At 73.0% G+C, this 17,714-nt stretch carries 13 protein-coding genes; 9 read left to right on the forward strand and 4 right to left on the reverse strand.

Going from position 1 to position 17,714, the window contains the following annotated elements; genetic code table 11:
• Positions 1-86 precede the first annotated feature (86 nt).
• Positions 87-1,247 carry an amidohydrolase family protein gene (locus ACFUK0_RS20495; RefSeq protein ID WP_380252156.1) on the reverse strand — a complete coding sequence of 387 codons (1,161 nt, stop codon included), beginning with the start codon at positions 1,245-1,247 and terminating at the stop codon, positions 87-89.
• 94 nt (positions 1,248-1,341) lie between these two features.
• Positions 1,342-2,757 carry a glutamine synthetase gene (locus ACFUK0_RS20500; protein WP_380252158.1) on the reverse strand — a complete coding sequence of 472 codons (1,416 nt, stop codon included), beginning with the start codon at positions 2,755-2,757 and terminating at the stop codon, positions 1,342-1,344.
• A gap of 485 nt (positions 2,758-3,242) precedes the next feature.
• Between ACFUK0_RS20500 and ACFUK0_RS20505 the strand changes: the two genes are divergently transcribed.
• The 9 genes from ACFUK0_RS20505 to ACFUK0_RS20545 all read left to right on the forward strand — a co-directional run bounded on the left by ACFUK0_RS20505 (position 3,243) and on the right by ACFUK0_RS20545 (position 14,796).
• The gene (locus tag ACFUK0_RS20505; RefSeq protein WP_380252160.1) at positions 3,243-5,018 is read left to right on the forward strand and encodes a 3-hydroxyacyl-CoA dehydrogenase family protein; all 1,776 of its coding nucleotides are present in this window, start codon (positions 3,243-3,245) and stop codon (positions 5,016-5,018) included.
• 149 nt (positions 5,019-5,167) lie between these two features.
• Positions 5,168-6,109, forward strand: coding sequence for a TetR family transcriptional regulator (locus ACFUK0_RS20510; protein WP_380252162.1), 942 nt, complete (start codon positions 5,168-5,170; stop codon positions 6,107-6,109).
• A gap of 336 nt (positions 6,110-6,445) precedes the next feature.
• Positions 6,446-7,783: a crotonyl-CoA carboxylase/reductase gene (ccrA, locus tag ACFUK0_RS20515; RefSeq protein ID WP_380252164.1), complete on the forward strand. Its 1,338-nt coding sequence runs from the start codon at positions 6,446-6,448 to the stop codon at positions 7,781-7,783.
• Positions 7,783-9,825 carry a protein meaA gene (locus ACFUK0_RS20520; protein WP_380252166.1) on the forward strand — a complete coding sequence of 681 codons (2,043 nt, stop codon included), beginning with the start codon at positions 7,783-7,785 and terminating at the stop codon, positions 9,823-9,825. Before ccrA ends, ACFUK0_RS20520 begins: the two co-directional genes overlap by 1 nt.
• 24 nt (positions 9,826-9,849) lie before the next feature.
• Positions 9,850-10,812, forward strand: coding sequence for an HpcH/HpaI aldolase/citrate lyase family protein (locus tag ACFUK0_RS20525; protein WP_380252168.1), 963 nt, complete (start codon positions 9,850-9,852; stop codon positions 10,810-10,812).
• A 31-nt stretch (positions 10,813-10,843) separates the two neighbouring features.
• Positions 10,844-11,347, forward strand: coding sequence for a MaoC family dehydratase (locus ACFUK0_RS20530; protein ID WP_380252170.1), 504 nt, complete (start codon positions 10,844-10,846; stop codon positions 11,345-11,347).
• Positions 11,348-11,529: 182 nt separating this feature from the next.
• On the forward strand, positions 11,530-12,732 hold the full coding sequence (locus ACFUK0_RS20535) for an acyl-CoA dehydrogenase family protein (RefSeq protein ID WP_380252172.1): 1,203 nt from the start codon (positions 11,530-11,532) through the stop codon (positions 12,730-12,732).
• 506 nt (positions 12,733-13,238) lie between these two features.
• The gene (locus ACFUK0_RS20540; RefSeq protein WP_380252174.1) at positions 13,239-13,931 is read left to right on the forward strand and encodes a phosphatidylserine decarboxylase; all 693 of its coding nucleotides are present in this window, start codon (positions 13,239-13,241) and stop codon (positions 13,929-13,931) included.
• Entirely contained in the window at positions 13,918-14,796 is an 879-nt protein-coding gene (locus ACFUK0_RS20545; protein ID WP_380252176.1) for a CDP-alcohol phosphatidyltransferase family protein, read from the forward strand. Before ACFUK0_RS20540 ends, ACFUK0_RS20545 begins: the two co-directional genes overlap by 14 nt.
• An 87-nt stretch (positions 14,797-14,883) precedes the next feature.
• Here ACFUK0_RS20545 and ACFUK0_RS20550 read toward each other — a convergent pair whose 3' ends face one another.
• The gene (locus tag ACFUK0_RS20550; RefSeq protein WP_380252178.1) at positions 14,884-16,389 is read right to left on the reverse strand and encodes a hypothetical protein; all 1,506 of its coding nucleotides are present in this window, start codon (positions 16,387-16,389) and stop codon (positions 14,884-14,886) included.
• A 177-nt stretch (positions 16,390-16,566) separates the two neighbouring features.
• Positions 16,567-17,682, reverse strand: a complete 1,116-nt coding sequence (locus ACFUK0_RS20555; protein ID WP_380252180.1) for an alpha/beta hydrolase family protein — start codon at positions 17,680-17,682, stop codon at positions 16,567-16,569.
• Positions 17,683-17,714 lie beyond the last annotated feature (32 nt).

Here is a 17,714-nt window from a genome sequence, read left to right on the forward strand (position 1 = left end):
CGGGAGGACGGTCGTCCTCCCGCCCCCGGGCCGTGCTGCCTTCCGGCCGTGCGAGCGGCCCTTGGGGCCTGAGACTTGACCAGCCGTCAGATGCGGTAGAGAGTGCGCGCGTTACCGGCCCCGACCAGCCCGGCGATCCGGTCCGCGTCGGCGGCCGAACAGGCGCCGTCCCCCCGCCAGGAGGCGAGCAGGGCGCCGAGACCGTGCCGGAACTGGGCCGCACCGACCAGGTGCAGCTCCGGCAGGCCGTACCCGTCGGTCGAGAACAGCAGCTTGCCGAACGGGACGAGCTCCAGCATCTCGCCGAGCACCGCCGCGACCTGCGGCCCGGCGTAGGAGGCCGTCAGGCCGAGGTCGGTGTACACGTGCGGGAAGGCCTGGGCGAGCCAGCCGGCCTGCCGGTGGTACGGGTAGCCGTGCAGCAGGACGAGCGGGACGCCCGTGGGCTCGGCCGCCCGGACGAACGGGCCCAGCAGGGCGGGGTCGGCCCGGTGCAGGATCACGTCCGGATCGCCGAAGCCGGTGTGCAGTTGGATCGGGAGGCGGCGCTCGGCGCAGGCGTCCAGTGCCGCCCAGAGCAGGTGGCGCAGCAGTACGGGGTCGGTGAGCCTCCGGTGGCCGGCGGTGCGCAGCCACTCCCCCGCTGCCCGGACCACCTCCGCCGTGCTCGGCCGCTCCGCCGGGATGTCGAGCCCGTGACGGTAGGCCAGCACCGATTTGAGCGCGACGGCCCCGCCTTCGACGGCCGCCCCCACCGCCTCGCGGACGGCTTCGGGCCAGTCTGCGGCGCCCGGCCCGAGGGACGCGAGGGCCTCGGCGAGCGGCTCCAGCCGCACGACCTCGCGGACGTGGGCTCCCGAGAGGGCGGCGAACTCCGCCGGTGGCAGCAGCGGGCGGCCGGCGGCCGTGGGGAGGCCGGTGTCGACCAGGCAGGTGTCCAGGCCGGCGGCGGCGAGCAGCCGCCGGGCTGCCTCGGGGGCGCCGAGTTCGCGGCGACGGGCCAGGTAGTCGGCGGCCGGGGCGTGGGCCGGCAGCCCGAGCGCGGGCGGGCACCAGCGCCGTACGGCGAGCCCGAGCGCGCTGTCGAACGGCGAGGTGCCCGGTGCGGGCGGCCGGTCGGACTCGGTGAGGAGCCCGGCCAGAGTGCTGTCGTCGAGTTCGGCCGTCACCACGCTGTGGCAGTGGTGGTCGACCAGCCCGGGCTCCGCCGGGCCGGCTCCGCTCCGCCCCGGCTCGGTGTAGGCCACCTCTCCGAACGACCGTGCGCCGGGCGATGCCGCTCCGGACCGCCTCCCGGTGGAAGCCCCGCCGCCGGCCGCTCCCCCGGTGCCGGGCGGCACGTCAGTACCGCCAGCGCGTGGCGGCGATGAGCTCCTCGTCGCTGCGGCCGGCGAACAGCTCCTGCTCGGCCCGCCGGACGGCGAGCACCGCCTCGTAGAGCGGCTCCCCGAGCGCGTCCCGCAGCAGTACGGACTTCTCGTACGCGGCGATCGCCTCCGCCAGGTCGGCGGGCAGCCGGCGAACGGTGTCCTGGGCCAGGCGCGCCGGGTCGGCGGCGGTCTCCGGCGGCAGCCGCAGCTCCCGGTCGATCCCGGCGAGGCCGGCCGCGATCACGGCGCCGACCACGAGGTACGGATTCGCGGTCGCGTCGAAGCACTTGATCTCGGCGTTGGCCGCCTGGGCCTGCTCGCCGTCCGAACCGGTGACCAGGCGCAGCGCCGCCTCGCGGTTCTCCAGCCCCCAGCACTGGTAGGCGCCGGCCCAGCGGGAGGGCACCAGCCGCAGGTAGCCGGCCGGGCTGGGGGTGCCGAGGGCGAGCAGTTCGGGGAGTGCGGTCAGCACGCCGGCGAGGAAGGCCTCGGCCTCGCCGGTCAGCCCGTGCGGGCCGGGGCCGCCGTGGCCGAGGTTGCGCCCGTCGCGCCAGAGGCTGAGGTGCAGGTGGGCGCCGTTGCCGAGGCCGCCGCCCGGCTCCACGGCGGGTGCGAAGGAGGCGCGCAGGCCGTGCCGGGCGGAGACGGCGCGCACGGTGTGCCGGACGAGGACGGCGGTGTCGGCGGCGGCCACCGGGCCCTCGGCGGCGACCGAGACCTCGAACTGGCCGGGCGCGTACTCGGGGTGGATCTGCAGGACGGTCAGGCCCTGCTGTTCGAGTGCGCGCAGGACGTCGCGCAGGTAGTCGGACAGGTCGGTCAGCCGCTGGAGCCCGTAGGCCGGGCCGTGGGTGGGGTAGCGGGGCTCCTCGTCCGGCGGGCCGGCCAGGGCGGCGACCCACTCGACCTCGATGCCGGCCAGCAGGGTGAGGCCGCGTTCCCGGGCGGCGCTCTCCATCCGGTGGGCGAACAGGCGCTGGCAGCCCGGGTGTGCGGTGCCCTCCTGGGTGTAGCGGTCGGCGGGCGCCCAGGCCCAGCCGGGTTGGGCGGCGAGCGGCACCAGCCGGTCGAGGTCCGGGTACAGGCGGAGGTCACCGACGGGGCCGCCCGTCCGCGGGCTCTCGGTGATCGAGTCGTCGACGAGGAAGACGTCGAAGCAGGGGGCGGCGCCGATCCCCCAGGCCGCCGCGTGCTCCAGCCCGCTGACGGGCACGGCCTTGACGCGGGCGAGCCCCGCGTTGTCCACCCAGCCGACGGCCACCGCGTCGACGGCGGACGTGCGCAGCCGGTCGACGGCGAGGCGTGCCTGCGCGGCGCGCTCGGCCCGGGGCGGGCGGCGGTCGGCGGCGGTGCTCGTCGGGGTGCTCCTCGCGGCGGCGGTGCTCATGGGGATCATGCTTCCCTGCCCGCCTGCCTGGCGGTATTCCCCGTACGAGTGGTTTGGGCGCCTCGGCGCGGACCGGGGTGGGCCGGTTTTCCATCCGCCCACCCCCTTCCTACTTGTCGGTAACTTCGCTACAATGACCGCACGCACCACCGCCGGGCTTCGGGAGCCGCACCGGCGGGGTCGTCGCCCGGCGCGCCAAAGCGCTCTGCGGGCGGTGGCACGGGTGCGTTTCTCCCGGCCCGCACCCCTGCGGCGCACGGCCGGATTCTTCCTCGTACCAGAGTCGCTTCCTTCTCTTGAGCACCTGAGTACCACGGCCTACCCACAGCACAGCCGGAGCGGACCGGCTCCTGTGGCGTACGCCGCGACCGTCATCTCCCTCCCCCGTGCGCGACCCTCCTCCGGCGGCTGCCGGCCCCGTCCGACGGGTGCAGCGGCTCCGCCGGAGCGCGTGCGGGTTCCCATGACAAAGGAGTCAGGATCCAATGGAGCGTCCCTTTCCCACTGTCGCCGTGGTCGGCCTGGGCACCATGGGTGCCGGTGTCGCGGTGGCGGTCGCCAGGAGCGGCCGCCGGGTGATCGGCATCGAGGCGGGCGGCGACAGCGCCGCCCGGGCTCTGGCCCGGATCGAGGAGAGCACCGCGCACGACGTGGAGCGCGGGCGGATCACCGCCGAGGAGCGCACCGCGCTGCTCGCACTGATCTCGGTCGGCGACCGGCTGGACGCCGCGGCGGCGGCCGACCTGGTGATCGAGGAGGTCCCCGAGCAGCTGGAGCTGAAGCGGGAGATCTTCGCCGAGCTGGACCGCGTCTGCCCGGCCGCGACGGTGCTGGCGACCGGTACCACCGCACTGTCGGTGACCCGGATCGCCGCCGCCACCTCGCGGCCCGAGCGGGTGCTGGGCCTGCACTTCTTCAACCCGGTGCCGGTGATGAAGCTGGTGGAGGTGGTCCGCACGGTGCTGACCGCCCCGCAGGTGGCCGAGGCCGCCGCCGACTTCGCCCGCGAGCTGGGCAAGGAGCCGGTCGCGGCCGGCGACCGGGCCGGTTTCGTGGTCAACGGCCTGCTCTTCGCGTACCTGAACCAGGCCGCGCAGATGTTCGAGTCCAAGTACGCGACCCGCGAGGACATCGACGCGGCGATGCGGCTCGGCTGCGGCCTGCCGATGGGCCCGCTGGCCCTGCTGGACCTGATCGGCGTGGACACCGCGCGGACGGTGCTGGAGGCGATGTACGAGCAGTCCAGGGACCGCCTGCACGCCCCGGCGCCGATCCTCGGCCAGCTGGTCGCGGCCGGGCTGCTGGGCCGCAAGTCCGGGCGCGGTTTCTACACGTACGAGGCACCGGGCTCCTCCAGGGTGGTCGCCGGACAGGGCGGCGCCGAGGCCGTCCGGGCCGCCGGGCGGGACGTGCGCACCGTCGCCGTCTGCGGCTCGGGCACGATGGCGACCGGCATCGTCGAGGTGTTCGCGAAGGCCGGGTACACGGTGCTGCTGGCCGCCCGCAGCCAGGAGAAGGCCGACCGGGCCAAGGCGCAGCTGGCGAAGTCGCTGGAGCGTTCGGTGGCCAAGGGCCGGCTGAGCGCGGACCAGCGGGACGCGGCGCTCGCGCTGGTCACCCCGACCGGGCTGTACAGCGACCTGGCCGACGCCGATCTGGTGGTCGAGGCCGTGGCGGAGGACCTCGCGGTCAAGCGCGAGCTGTTCGCGGCCCTCGACAAGATCTGCCGGCCGGGTGCGGTGCTGGCGACCACCACCTCCAGCCTGCCGGTGATCAGCTGCGCCACCACGACCTCGCGGCCGCAGGACGTGATCGGCATGCACTTCTTCAATCCGGCGCCGGCCATGAAGCTGGTGGAGGTCGTCTCGACCGTGCTGACCGCGCCGGACGTCACCGCCACCGTGCTCGACCTGTGCGCGAAGGTGCGCAAGCACCCGGTGGAGTGCGGCGACCGGGCCGGGTTCATCGTGAACGCCCTGCTCTTCCCCTACCTGAACGACGCGGTCCGGATGCTGCAGGAGCACTACGCGACGGTGGACGACATCGACACCGCGATGAAGCTCGGCTGCGGCTACCCGATGGGCCCGTTCGAGCTGCTGGACGTGGTCGGCCTGGACGTCTCGCTGACGATCGAGCAGGTGCTGCACCAGGAGTTCCGCGAGCCCGGCCTGGCCGCCGCGCCGCTGCTGGAGCACCTGGTGGCGGCCGGCTGCCTGGGCCGCAAGACCGGCCGCGGGTTCCGCGACCACGCCCGCCGATGACCAGCCCTTCGGCAGGCGGTCCGCCGCGGGCCGGCTGGAGCCCCGGGGCGGCGTCCCGGTGGCCCAGACCGAGCGTGACCGGGCCCGTCGCGCCGGTCCGGCGGGCAAGGCCCGATGGCGTGCCGTCCGGGGCGTGTAGCGTTCCGGGCATGGATCGGGTTCAGGCAGTGTCCGAGCAGCAGTCCGTCGCACGGCAGCCGGCCCTGCGGCACGACCCGGCGCGCCCGGGCGCGGCCGGGGGCGCCGCGGCGGAGCCGGGCCCGGGCAGCCGGCGGGCGGCGGCGCAGCGGCTGCAGATGCGGCAGGACCTCGCCACGGCGGCGATGGACCTGTTCGCCGGGCAGGGGTACGAGGAGACGACGGTCGATCAGATCGCCGCCGCGGCCGGGGTGGCCCGGCGGACCTTCTTCCGGTACTTCCGGTCGAAGGAGGAGGCGATCTTCCCCGACCACGACGACACGCTCGTCCGGGTGGCGGACCTGCTGGCCAGCGCCGACTCCGAGGAGTACCCGCTGGACGTGGTCTGCCGGGGCATCAAGGAGGTGCTGCGGATGTACGCGTCCACGCCCTCGGTCTCGGTGGCCCGCTACCAGCTGATCCGCCAGGTACCGGCCCTGCGCGAGCGCGAGATCGCCGTGGTGGCGCGCTACGAGCGGCTCTTCACCCGGTACCTGCTGGGCCGGTTCGACGCGGCCGCGCAGATCCCGCCGGGCTGGCAGCGCGGCGGGGACGACGACTCGATGCTGGCCGAGGTCTCGGCGGCGGCGGTCGTGGCGGCGCACAACCACGTGCTGCGGCGCTGGCTGCGGGCGGGCGGGCGGGGGGACGTGGAGGCCCAGCTGGACCACTCCTTCGAGGTGATCCGCGGGACGTTCTGGCCGACGCCGCCGTCGGGCATGCGACGCCGTGGTGCGACTGTGGCACCCGGTGCCAGTGATGACCCGGACTCGCCCCTGGAGGCCGTCGCGGCGAGCGCACTCAGTGCCAGTCCGGGCGGTGAGGTGCTCATCACAGTGGCCCGCACGGACGCCCCGCTGGATGTCGTCCTGGACAGCATCCGGACCGCCCTGACCGGCCGCGGCGCCGAGTAGGTCCCAGCGTTCCAGCAGGTCAGCGACGTCGACGAGGCCCGTCCCGGTTCACCGGGGCGGGCCTTCGCGCTGCCCCGGACAGGGCCGTCGAACGCCTTTCCGGTTCATCCGAATTGATGACACCCAGTGTCTTTACGAGTGGCACAGGGTGCCACTACCTTGTTACTCACCAGTCGCGGCGCCGCGGCTCCCCACCTCGGCGCGCCGTCGTCAGGCACTCCCCCACCCCGGGAGTCAGGCCCACCCAAACCCGTCCACACTCAGCGAAGCCGGTGTCCGCTCCCGGCTACCCCAGACGCCCTGTGCCCTCACACAGGTACGCCTTCGGAGGCAGCCATGAAGGAAATCCTCGACGCGATCCTCAGCTCCGACAGCACCGCGGCGGACTTCGCCGCGATCAAGCTGCCGGAGTCCTACCGGGCCGTCACGCTCCACAAGGACGAGGAGCAGATGTTCGCCGGCCTCGACAGCCGTGACAAGGACCCTCGCAAGTCCCTGCACCTGGACGACGTCGCCCTGCCCGAGCTCGGCCCGGGCGAGGCCCTGGTCGCCGTCATGGCCAGCGCCGTGAACTACAACACCGTGTGGAGCTCGATCTTCGAGCCGGTCTCCACCTTCGGCTTCCTGGAGCGCTACGGCCGGCTCTCGCCGCTCACCAAGCGCCACGACCTGCCGTACCACGTGCTCGGCTCCGACCTGGCGGGCGTCGTGCTGCGCACCGGCGCCGGCGTCAACGCCTGGAAGCCGGGCGACGAGGTCGTCGCGCACTGCCTCTCGGTCGAGCTGGAGTCCTCGGACGGCCACAACGACACGATGATGGACCCGGAGCAGCGCATCTGGGGCTTCGAGACCAACTTCGGCGGCCTGGCCCAGCTGGCCCTGGTGAAGACCAACCAGCTGATGCCCAAGCCGGCCCACCTGACCTGGGAGGAGGCCGCCTCCCCCGGCCTGGTCAACTCCACCGCCTACCGCCAGCTGGTCAGCCAGAACGGCGCCGGCATGAAGCAGGGCGACAACGTGCTGATCTGGGGCGCCAGCGGCGGCCTCGGCTCGTACGCCACCCAGTACGCGCTGGCCGGCGGCGCCACCCCGATCTGCGTCGTCTCCAACGACCAGAAGGCCGACATCTGCCGGGCGATGGGTGCCGAGGCGATCATCGACCGCAGCGCCGAGGGCTACCGGTTCTGGAAGGACGACAACAACCAGGACCCGCGGGAGTGGAAGCGCCTGGGCGGCCGGATCCGCGAGCTGACCGGCGGCGAGGACGTGGACATCGTCTTCGAGCACCCGGGCCGCGAGACCTTCGGCGCCTCGGTCTACGTCACCCGCAAGGGCGGCACCATCGTCACCTGCGCCTCGACCTCGGGCTACATGCACCAGTACGACAACCGGTACCTCTGGATGTCGCTGAAGAAGATCGTCGGCTCGCACTTCGCGAACTACCGCGAGGCGTGGGAGGCCAACCGCCTGGTCGCCAAGGGCAAGATCCACCCGACCCTGTCCAAGGTCTACAGCCTGGAGCAGACCGGCCAGGCCTCGCTCGACGTCCACCAGAACAAGCACCAGGGCAAGGTCGGCGTGCTCTGCCTGGCCCCGGCCGAGGGCCTGGGCGTGCGCGACGCCGAGCTGCGCGAGAAGCACCTGCCGGCCATCAACCGCTTCCGGGACATCTGATGGCCGACCAGGCGAACGAGCGGGTCACGCGCGACCGGCCGTGGCTGATGCGCACCTACGCGGGCCACTCCACCGCGAGTGACTCCAACGCGCTCTACCGCAAGAACCTCGCCAAGGGGCAGACCGGCCTCTCGGTGGCGTTCGACCTGCCGACCCAGACGGGCTACGACTCCGACCACGTCCTCGCCCGCGGCGAGGTGGGCCGGGTCGGCGTCCCGGTCGGCCACGTCGGCGACATGCGCGCCCTGTTCGACGGCATCCCGGTCGAGCAGACCAACACCTCGATGACGATCAACGCCACCGCGATGTGGCTGCTGGCGCTCTACCAGGTGGTCGCCGAGGAGCAGGGCGCGGACATCGCCAAGCTCACCGGCACCACCCAGAACGACATCGTCAAGGAGTACCTCTCGCGCGGGACGCACGTCTTCCCGCCCGGCCCGTCGGTGCGCCTGATCACCGACATGATCGCCTACACGGTCGGCAGCATCCCCAAGTGGAACCCGATCAACATCTGCAGCTACCACCTGCAGGAGGCCGGGGCCACCCCCGTCCAGGAGATCGCGTACGCGATGTGCACCGCGATCTCCGTGCTGGACGCCGTCCGCGACTCCGGCCAGGTGCCCGCCGAGCGGATGGGCGAGGTGGTCGCCCGGATCTCCTTCTTCGTGAACGCGGGCGTCCGCTTCGTCGAGGAGATGTGCAAGATGCGCGCCTTCGCCCAGCTCTGGGAGAAGGTCACGCTGGAGCGCTACGGCATCCAGGACGCCAAGCAGCGCCGCTTCCGGTACGGCGTGCAGGTCAACTCGCTCGGCCTGACGGAGGCCCAGCCGGAGAACAACGTCCAGCGGATCGTCCTGGAGATGCTGGCCGTCACCCTCTCCAAGGACGCCCGCGCCCGGGCCGTCCAGCTCCCGGCCTGGAACGAGGCCCTCGGCCTGCCCCGCCCGTGGGACCAGCAGTGGTCGCTGCGGATCCAGCAGGTGCTGGCCTACGAGTCCGACCTGCTGGAGTACGGCGACATCTTCAACGGCTCCGAGGTCATCGAGACCAAGACGGCCGCGCTGCTGGCCGGCGCCGAGGCGGAGATCGCCAAGGTGCTGGAGATGGGCGGGGTCATCCCGGCCGTCGAGTCCGGCTACCTGAAGTCCAACCTGGTCTCCTCGCACGCCGCCCGGCGGGCCCGGATCGAGTCCGGCGAGGACAGGATCGTCGGGGTCAACTGCTTCGACACCACCGAGGAGAGCCCGCTCACGGCCGACCTCGACACCGCGATCATGGTGGTCGACCCGGCCTCCGAGCAGTCCGTGCTCGGCGCCCTCAAGCAGTGGCGGGCGGACCGCGACGAGAACGCCGTCCGCGGCGCCCTGGAGCAGCTGAAGGCCACCGCCCTCACCACGGACAACCTGATGCCCGCCACGCTCGCCTGTGCCCGTGCCGGCGTCACCACCGGCGAGTGGTCCTTCGCCCTGCGGGACGTCTTCGGCGAGTACCGCGCGCCCACCGGCGTCGGCGGCGCCCCGGTCGCGGTGGCGGCCGAGCCCGGCGGCGAGCTGGCCGCCGTCCGCGAGGCGGTGGCCGCCACGGCCGCCGAGCTGGGCGCGGGCAAGCTGCGCCTGCTGGTCGGCAAGCCCGGCCTGGACGGGCACTCCAACGGCGCCGAGCAGATCGCCGTACGGGCCCGCGACGCCGGCTTCGAGGTGGTCTACCAGGGCATCCGGCTGACGCCCGAACAGATCGTCTCCGCCGCGGTCGCCGAGGACGTGCACTGCGTCGGCCTGTCGATCCTCTCCGGAGCCCACCCGGAGCTGGTGCCCGACGTCCTGAACCGGCTGCGCCGGGCCGGGGTGGAGGATGTCCCCGTGATCGTGGGTGGCATCATCCCGGCAGCGGACGGTGAGGCCCTCAAGGCCGCCGGCGTCGCCGCCGTGTTCACCCCGAAGGACTTCGGCATCACCACCATCATCGGCCGGATCGTGGACGAGATCCGGCTCGCCAACAGGCTCCAGCCCTGGACGCCGGCCACCGCAGCGTCCACCAGCTGACCCCGGAAGGACTGACCAACCCTCATGAGCAACGTCAACAGGCTCCGCCCCCGCCGCTCCTGCCTCGCCGTGCCGGGCAGCAACCCGCGCTTCCTCGAGAAGGCCCAGGGGCTGCCCGCCGACCAGGTCTTCCTGGACCTCGAGGACGCCTGCGCCCCGCTGGTCAAGGAGAGCGCCCGGCACAACATCGTCGACGCCCTCAACAACGGCGACTGGGGCAAGAAGACCAAGGTCGTCCGGGTCAACGACTGGACCACCCACTGGACGTACCGCGACGTGATCACCGTCGTCGAGGGCGCCGGCCCGAACCTCGACTGCATCATGCTGCCCAAGGTCCAGGACGCCACCCAGGTCAAGGCCCTCGACCTGCTGCTCACCCAGATCGAGAAGACGATGGGCTTCGAGGTCGGCAAGATCGGCATCGAGGCGCAGATCGAGAACGCCAAGGGCCTGGTCAACGTCGACGAGATCGCCGCCGCCTCGCCGCGGCTGGAGACCATCATCTTCGGCCCGGCCGACTTCATGGCCTCGATCAACATGAAGACCCTGGTCGTCGGCCAGCAGCCCCCCGGCTACCCGGCCGACGCCTACCACTACATCCTGATGCGCATCCTGATGGCCGCCCGCACCCACGACCTGCAGGCCATCGACGGCCCCTACCTGCAGATCCGCAACGCCGAGGGCTACCGCGAGGTCGCCGGCCGCGCCGCCGCGCTCGGCTTCGACGGCAAGTGGGTCCTGCACCCGGACCAGGTCGCCGCCGCGAACGAGATCTTCTCGCCCGCGCAGGAGGACTACGACCACGCCGAGCTGATCCTGGACGCCTACGACTGGTGCACCTCCGAGGCCGGCGGCGCCAAGGGCTCCGCGATGCTCGGCGACGAGATGATCGACGAGGCCAGCCGCAAGATGGCCCTGGTCATCGCCGGCAAGGGCCGGGCCGCCGGCTTCGAGCGCACCTCCAAGTTCGAGCCCCCGCAGGCCTGAGACCCGTCCCGAGAGCCGTGAGGAAAGAACCATGCAGTTCGGACGTACCTACGAAGAGTTCGAGGTCGGCGCGGTCTACAAGCACTGGCCGGGAAAGACCGTCACCGAGTACGACGACCACCTCTTCTGTCTGCTCACGATGAACCACCACCCGCTCCACCTGGACACGAACTACGCCGGGAAGACGACCGACTTCGGCAAGAACGTGGTGGTCGGCAACTACATCTACTCGCTGCTGCTCGGCATGTCCGTCCCGGACGTCTCCGGCAAGGCGATCGCCAACCTGGAGATCGAGTCGCTGCGCCACATCGCGCCGACCTTCCACGGCGACACCCTCTACGGCGAGACGACCGTGCTCGACAAGTGGCCGTCCAAGTCCAAGGACGACCGCGGCATCGTCCACGTCGAGACCAAGGGCTACAAGCAGGACGGCACGGTCGTCTGCGTCTTCCGCCGCAAGGTGATGGTGCCGACCGCGACGTACATCACGGCCCGCGGCGGCGAGCAGCCCGGCCGCCCCGAGCCCCTGGCCTGACGGCCCCCCGACCCCGGCAAGGGGGGCCGCCGTCATCGGCCCCCCTCCGGTCACGGGGGCTCCGCGGAAGTCACGCCCGCGGAGCCCCCGTACCCCCACGCAGCGCCGCACGCACCAAGGCACCACGGCAGCACCGCAGCACCCCCACCCTCTTTCTTCACATGCATGACAGGAGCCGCACGATGGGACGCCTCGCACAGACCGACGGCCTCACCGAGATCCAGCGGGACATCCTCGCCACCGTGCGGGACTTTGTCGACAAGGAGATCATTCCGGTCGCCAACGAGCTGGAGCACAAGGACGAGTACCCGACCGCCATCGTCGAGGGGATGAAGCAGCTGGGCCTGTTCGGCCTGACCATCCCCGAGGAGTTCGGCGGCCTGGGCGAGTCGCTGCTCACCTACGCCCTGGTGGTGGAGGAGATCGCCCGCGGCTGGATGTCCGTCTCCGGCATCGTCAACACGCACTTCATCGTGGCGCACATGATCAACGCGCACGGCACCCAGGAGCAGAAGGAGTACTTCCTGCCCCGGATGGCGGCCGGCGAGATCCGCGGTGCCTTCTCGATGTCCGAGCCCGGCCTCGGCTCCGACGTCGCGGCGATCTCCACCAAGGGCGTCAAGGACGGCGACTTCTACGTCCTCAACGGCCAGAAGATGTGGCTGACCAACGGCGGCACCTCCACCCTGGTCGCGGTCCTCTGCAAGACCGACGAGGGCGGCAGCACGCCGTACCGCAACATGACCACCTTCCTGATCGAGAAGACGCCCGGCTTCGGCCCGAACCCGACCGTTCCCGGCCTCACCGTGCCCGGGAAGATCGAGAAGATGGGCTACAAGGGCGTCGACACCACCGAGCTGGTGCTCCAGGACGTCCGCATCCCGGCGGACCGCGTCCTCGGCGGCGTCCCCGGCAAGGGCTTCTACCAGATGATGGACGGCGTCGAGGTCGGCCGGGTCAACGTGGCCGCGCGCGGCTGCGGTGTCGCCCGCCGCGCCTTCGAGCTGGGCATCTCCTACGCCCAGCAGCGCTCGACCTTCGGCAAGAAGATCTCCGAGCACCAGGCCATCCAGTTCAAGCTGGCCGAGATGGCCACCAAGGTCGAGGCCGCGCACCAGATGATGGTGATGGCCGCCCGCAAGAAGGACAGCGGCGAGCGCAACGACCTCGAGGCGGGGATGGCCAAGTACCTCGCCTCCGAGTACTGCAAGGAGGTCGTGGAGGACTCCTTCCGGATCCACGGCGGCTACGGCTTCTCCAAGGAGTACGAGATCGAGCGCCTCTACCGGGAGGCGCCGATGCTGTTGATCGGTGAAGGTACCGCGGAGATCCAGAAGATGATCGTGGGACGCCGCCTGCTGGAGGAGTACCGGCTCGCCGACTAGGCACAGCGATTTCCGGCCGTCCGCAGGCCGCCGGAGACCGCCCGGGGTGTTTCACCGCCCGGGGGCGGCTCCGCGGCCCCGCCGACGGCCCGTCGACAGCCGGTGGACGGGCGTGCGGGCCCGTCCCGGCACCCGCCGTACCCCTGTGCGCCCCGGCCTGGTCCGCCGCGGGCCGGTACGGCCCCGGGGGCGGTCGCAGGGCGCGGAAACAGCCGTTACGCGCCCTGCGACCGCTTCTGCGCGCCGTCTTGCGTTCGTCCATTGGGCTGAGACTTGGGTCACCAGGGTCGTCGGACCCCTTGGGAACCGAACCGGGTCGAGCTACGGTCGTACACATAGCAGGCTCACCACGGGCCCGCACCGGACAGACGAACGAGCAGGCGGGTTGCCCACCCACCGTGTGCTCCCGATAGCATCCTCCGGGACAGCACAGCCGTCCCTTTATCACTCGATCCCCGCGGTGGCCCCCGTCCAGCGGCCATGATCCCCCGCGACAAAGGTCTTCGATGCCCATCAGCCCGTCCCCTCACACCTCCGTCACGGACCGCGATGCCCTCGCCGCTCCGACGGCCGGCCGGCGACCCCGCGTGACCATCGCGCGCGGAGCCACCCCCTGGTTCGTCCCCACCCTCGCCACGGCCGCTCTCACCACCGCCCTCACCAGGCGGAACGGTAAGTGGGCCCTGGCAGCGGTGCCGACCTGCGCCCTGGGCGCGGGCATGCTGTGGTTCTTCCGCGACCCCGAGCGTGAGATCGGCACCGGCCGGGTGATCTCGCCCGCCGACGGCGTGGTGCAGAGCATCGATGCCTGGCCCGACGGCCGGACCCGGGTCGCGATCTTCATGAGCCCGCTCAACGTGCACGTCAACCGGGCCCCGCTGCCCGGCACCGTGACGTCCGTCGAGCATGTCGCGGGCGGCTTCGTCCCCGCGTTCAACAAGGACAGCGACCAGAACGAACGTGTCGTGTGGCATTTCGACACCGAGCTCGGCGACATCGAGATGGTGCAGATCGCGGGGGCCGTGGCCCGTCGCATCGTGCCGTACGTGGACGCCGGCACCAAGGTCGAGCAGGGCGAGCGGATCGGTCTGATCCGGTTCGGCTCGCGCGTCGACACCTACCTGCCGGCCGGCGTCGAGGCCGGCGTCGAGGTCGGCCAGAAGACCACCGCCGGGGTGACGCGCCTTGACCGTGACTGATCCTGAGACGATCGCAGGCCTGGATGACGAGGAGACCGAGCTCCGTCGCCGCCGTTGGGCGCGCGACCGCGAGCTGCGGGCTCCGCGTTCACCGCAGCACCTGTCCACCGCCGACTTCCTGACCCTGGGCAACGCCGTCTGCGGCTTCCTGGCGATCTACTCGATCACCACCGGGGTCCTGGTGCCGCACATCACCAACCCGGACGCCGCCCCGGACCGGCACAGTGCCGCGACCGCCGTGGTGCTCCTGCTCATCGGCTCGATGTGCGACCTGTTCGACGGCCTGGTGGCGCGCAAGCTGCGCTCCTCGGCCCTGGGTGCCGAACTCGACAACCTGGCCGACCTGATCAGCTTCGGCATCGCGCCGGCCTACTTCGTCGCGGTCTGGGGCATGGTCTCGCCCGGTTCGGACAGCCGGCTCTCCGCGCTGATCGCGCTGACGGTGCTGCTGTCGGTGGTGCTGCGGCTGGCCCGCTTCTCGGCCGTGAAGATGCGGCCGGGGGTCTTCCAGGGCATGCCGTGCCCGATGGGTGCCATGACGGTGCTCGCCATCGTGCTGCTGGACCCGCCGTTCCTGCCGGGTCTGCTGGCCATCGCCGGTACCGCGTACCTGATGATGAGCCGGATCGAGTACCCCAAGCCGCAGGGCATGCTGGCCACCGCGACGCTCTGCTGGATCGTCGTGAGCATCGGCTGCCTCGCCGCCTGGGCGACCGGCCTGCCGGGTGGCGACACCCTGCTGCACATCGGCGCGTTCGCCCAGATCGCGCTGGCCGCGATGGCGCCGCTGCTGGTGATCCGCCGCAAGGTGGGCCAGAAGGTCGGCGACGTGCGCGCCCGCCGCGCGGAGTCGCGGGTCGGCTGACCGCGGGTACGACAGCGAAGGGGCCCGGATCCACCAGGATCCGGGCCCCTTCGGCGTGCGCGGTGCGTTCAGGCGCCGCCGGTGCGCTCAGGCTCCGCCGGTGTGCACGGCGAAGGCGGAGCGCCGGGCCGCCCGGGCCACCGCCGGGTCGGGGTGCACGCCGGAGACGGCGGTGAGCACCGACGTGGCGCGCGGGTGCCCGGACTGGCGGGCGCGGGCGAACAGCCGCACCGGGTCGCCGGCCGAGGCCGCCTCGACGTGGCCGACCAGCAGTCCCGTCTCGCCGTGGTCGAGGACGGCGGCGGCGGTGTCCACCCAGAGCCAGGCGGCGTCCTCGGCGCCCAGCACGTCGGCCGGCGAGACGCCCTCCTCGTCCGACTGCTCGGCGAGCCAGAGCAGCGCGTACGGGCGCAGCACCGGCTCGTCGACGGCGGCCCGGACGGCCTGTTCGGCGGTGCCGCCCGCGACCCGCAGGGCCTCGAAGGCGAGGCCGCGCACCAGGGCGTCGTCGCCCTGGGCCGCGTCGAGCAGTTCGGCGACGGCACGGTCGACCGGCCGGGCGGCGACCCAGGCGCGGTACTCGGCGCGGGCCGGGCCGGGTGAGTAGTCGGCGCAGGCGTTGAGGAGTTCCAGGGCGCTCTGCTCGATGTGCCCGGCGGCGGTCTGCGCGACGGTGCAGATCTCCTCCAGCTTGGCGCGCACCGCCCAGTGCCCGAGTCCGGAGAGCTCGGCGGCCTCGTCCTTGCGGAGCACGGCGCCGACGGCGGCGAGGCCGTCGAGCATCCAGTCCAGGACGGCGGCGACGTCGGAGGGCGCGGGCGGGTTGTCGACCTGGGGCTCGCGGCAGGTGCCGCGGACGGCGGACACGGCGGAGGCCGCGTGCGGCACGGGCGAGAGCGGGAGCCCGCCGGTGCCGGCGCCCATCCGGCGCTCGTCGAGGCCCCGGCGCAGCAGCTCCATGAGCTCGCTCTCGGGGACGGGGCCGTCGACCAGGTGCAGGAAGGACAGCAGTTGCGGGGCCTGGTCGACGGCCTGCCCGGCGAGCACCGCGAAGACGCCGCGCAGGGCGGCCGGCGGCACCGGGGCGAGCAGGGTCCAGGCGTCGAAGAGTGCGGACCAGCCGCGGACGACGGCCTCGTCGTCGTGTTCCCAGGCGTGCAGGCGCCAGCCGGGTGCGGCGCCGCCGTCGCGGGGCTCGACCAGGCCGGTGAGCAGGGCCTGTCCCCAGGCCTTGGCGGCGGCGCCGACCGTCATGGCGAGCGCGCGGCCGGCCGCGCGGGCGTCGTCGGGCAGGAGTTCGCCGCGCTTGTCGACCTGCTCCAGCTCGCCGGCCCAGCGGGCGATCCGGACGGCGTCGACGAGCATCCGCCGGGCCAGCGGGGCCAGCTCGGCGGGTGCGGGGAAGCCTTCGGGTACGGGGACACGCCCGCGCCCGGGGGCCGGTGCGGGGCCACGGCGGCGGGGTGCGCCGGGGGTGCCCGGACGCGCACCGTCGGTGCGGTGGGCGGTACCGGGCAGACGCGTCACCGTCGCGCCGGTACCGATCGTCGGCGGGAGCGGGGCATCACGGTCGCGCGGGTTCCGAGACGTCACGCCGTGCAGTCTTCCCCGTGCACGGGCGTTCTGTCACATCGAGTTCGGCGAGTCTGCGGGGAGGCGGGGCGGTAGGGGTCACAAGATCGGGCAACAGGCCCCAAACCGGTCCCGCCCGACCCGAAAATGACGTGCTCACGCCACCCTCTGGTACCCGCCGGCACCGGACGGCCGGGTTCAGAGCAGCGGCGTGAGGAACCGCCGCAGGCTCTCCTCGTAGCCGCCCGGATCCGCGTTCCACAGGGCCGCGTGCTCCGCCCCGGGGACGGGCCGCAGGGTGACCAGGTCGGCCCGGCGCTCCCCGAGGCGGGCGGCCGCCTGCCAGGGCGCGACCGCGTCGGCAGGGCTGTGCAGCACCAGCGTGGGCACCTGGAGGTCGGTGCCCTCGGCGAGCCGGGCGAAGCCCGCGAGGTCGACCTTGGAGCGCCCCTCGGCGGCCAGCGCGCCCAGCGCGGCGAGCGGGGCGCTGACACCGGCGCCGGTGGCCTGCCGGCGCACGGTGGCGGGCCAGTCGAGCACCGGCGAGTCCAGGATCAGCCCGCTGACCGCCGACGCCCAGGTGGAGCGGGCGGCCGTCTGCAGGGCCATCGTGGCGCCCAGCGACCACCCGTAGAGGACGACCCGGCCCGCACCGCTGTCCAGGGCCAGCCGGACGGCCGCCTCGACGTCGCGCCACTCGGTCTCGCCGAAGTGGCCCAGCCCGTCGGGGGAGGCCGGCGCCCCCTCGTCCCCCCGGTAGGTGACCGAGAGGACGGGCAGGCCGAGCCGCGCCAGCTGGGGCATCGCGCAGAGCGTCTGCTCGCGGTCGGCGCCCGGGCCGTGCACCAGCAGCACCCAGATGCCGCGCTTGCCGTCCACGTACCAGGCGGGCAGCGCGCCGCCCTCACCGTTGGCGGCGGTCTCGATGAACGGGAGCCCGAGGGCGGTCCCCGGGTCGCCCCGGTACACCCGCGGGGTCAGCCGGACGGCGGTACCTGGCTCCGGGGCGCCGTCGGCGCGCTCCAGACGGCGGGTGACGCCCTGCGGGGAGCTCTGCAGGACGTCCCCGACCACCGCGTGACCGTCCGCCCCCCATTCGAGGGCGTAGCGGCCGGGGCGGGCGCTCTGCGGCGTCCGGGTGAGCGTGACGCGGCCGGCCGCCAGGCCGGTGACCCGTACCTGCGCGGCGCCCTTCGGGGCGCCGCCCGCCCCCGGGTGCACCGCCCGCTCGGAGACCCTGCGGCCGAGCGCCAGCACGGCGACGCCCGTCCCGGCTGCGGCTGCCGCCACGACGGCTGCGGTTCCCCAACGCATATCGCTCTCCCCGCTCTGGTGCCTGCCGCTCC

The organism is Kitasatospora sp. NPDC057223 (assembly GCF_042669755.1).
Classification (GTDB): Bacteria; Actinomycetota; Actinomycetes; order Streptomycetales; family Streptomycetaceae; genus Kitasatospora.

Excerpts from the sequence above, each read along its gene's own strand:
- ACFUK0_RS20535 (WP_380252172.1), top strand. The coding sequence starts at position 11,530 with ATGGGACGCCTCGCACAGACCGACGGCCTCACCGAGATCCAGCGGGAC.
- ACFUK0_RS20530 (WP_380252170.1), top strand. The coding sequence starts at position 10,844 with ATGCAGTTCGGACGTACCTACGAAGAGTTCGAGGTCGGCGCGGTCTAC.
- ccrA (WP_380252164.1), top strand. The coding sequence starts at position 6,446 with ATGAAGGAAATCCTCGACGCGATCCTCAGCTCCGACAGCACCGCGGCG.
- ACFUK0_RS20540 (WP_380252174.1), top strand. The coding sequence starts at position 13,239 with ATGCCCATCAGCCCGTCCCCTCACACCTCCGTCACGGACCGCGATGCC.
- ACFUK0_RS20505 (WP_380252160.1), top strand. The coding sequence starts at position 3,243 with ATGGAGCGTCCCTTTCCCACTGTCGCCGTGGTCGGCCTGGGCACCATG.
- ACFUK0_RS20555 (WP_380252180.1), bottom strand. The coding sequence starts at position 17,682 with ATGCGTTGGGGAACCGCAGCCGTCGTGGCGGCAGCCGCAGCCGGGACG.
- ACFUK0_RS20500 (WP_380252158.1), bottom strand. The coding sequence starts at position 2,757 with ATGAGCACCGCCGCCGCGAGGAGCACCCCGACGAGCACCGCCGCCGAC.
- ACFUK0_RS20525 (WP_380252168.1), top strand. The coding sequence starts at position 9,850 with ATGAGCAACGTCAACAGGCTCCGCCCCCGCCGCTCCTGCCTCGCCGTG.
- ACFUK0_RS20520 (WP_380252166.1), top strand. The coding sequence starts at position 7,783 with ATGGCCGACCAGGCGAACGAGCGGGTCACGCGCGACCGGCCGTGGCTG.
- ACFUK0_RS20510 (WP_380252162.1), top strand. The coding sequence starts at position 5,168 with ATGGATCGGGTTCAGGCAGTGTCCGAGCAGCAGTCCGTCGCACGGCAG.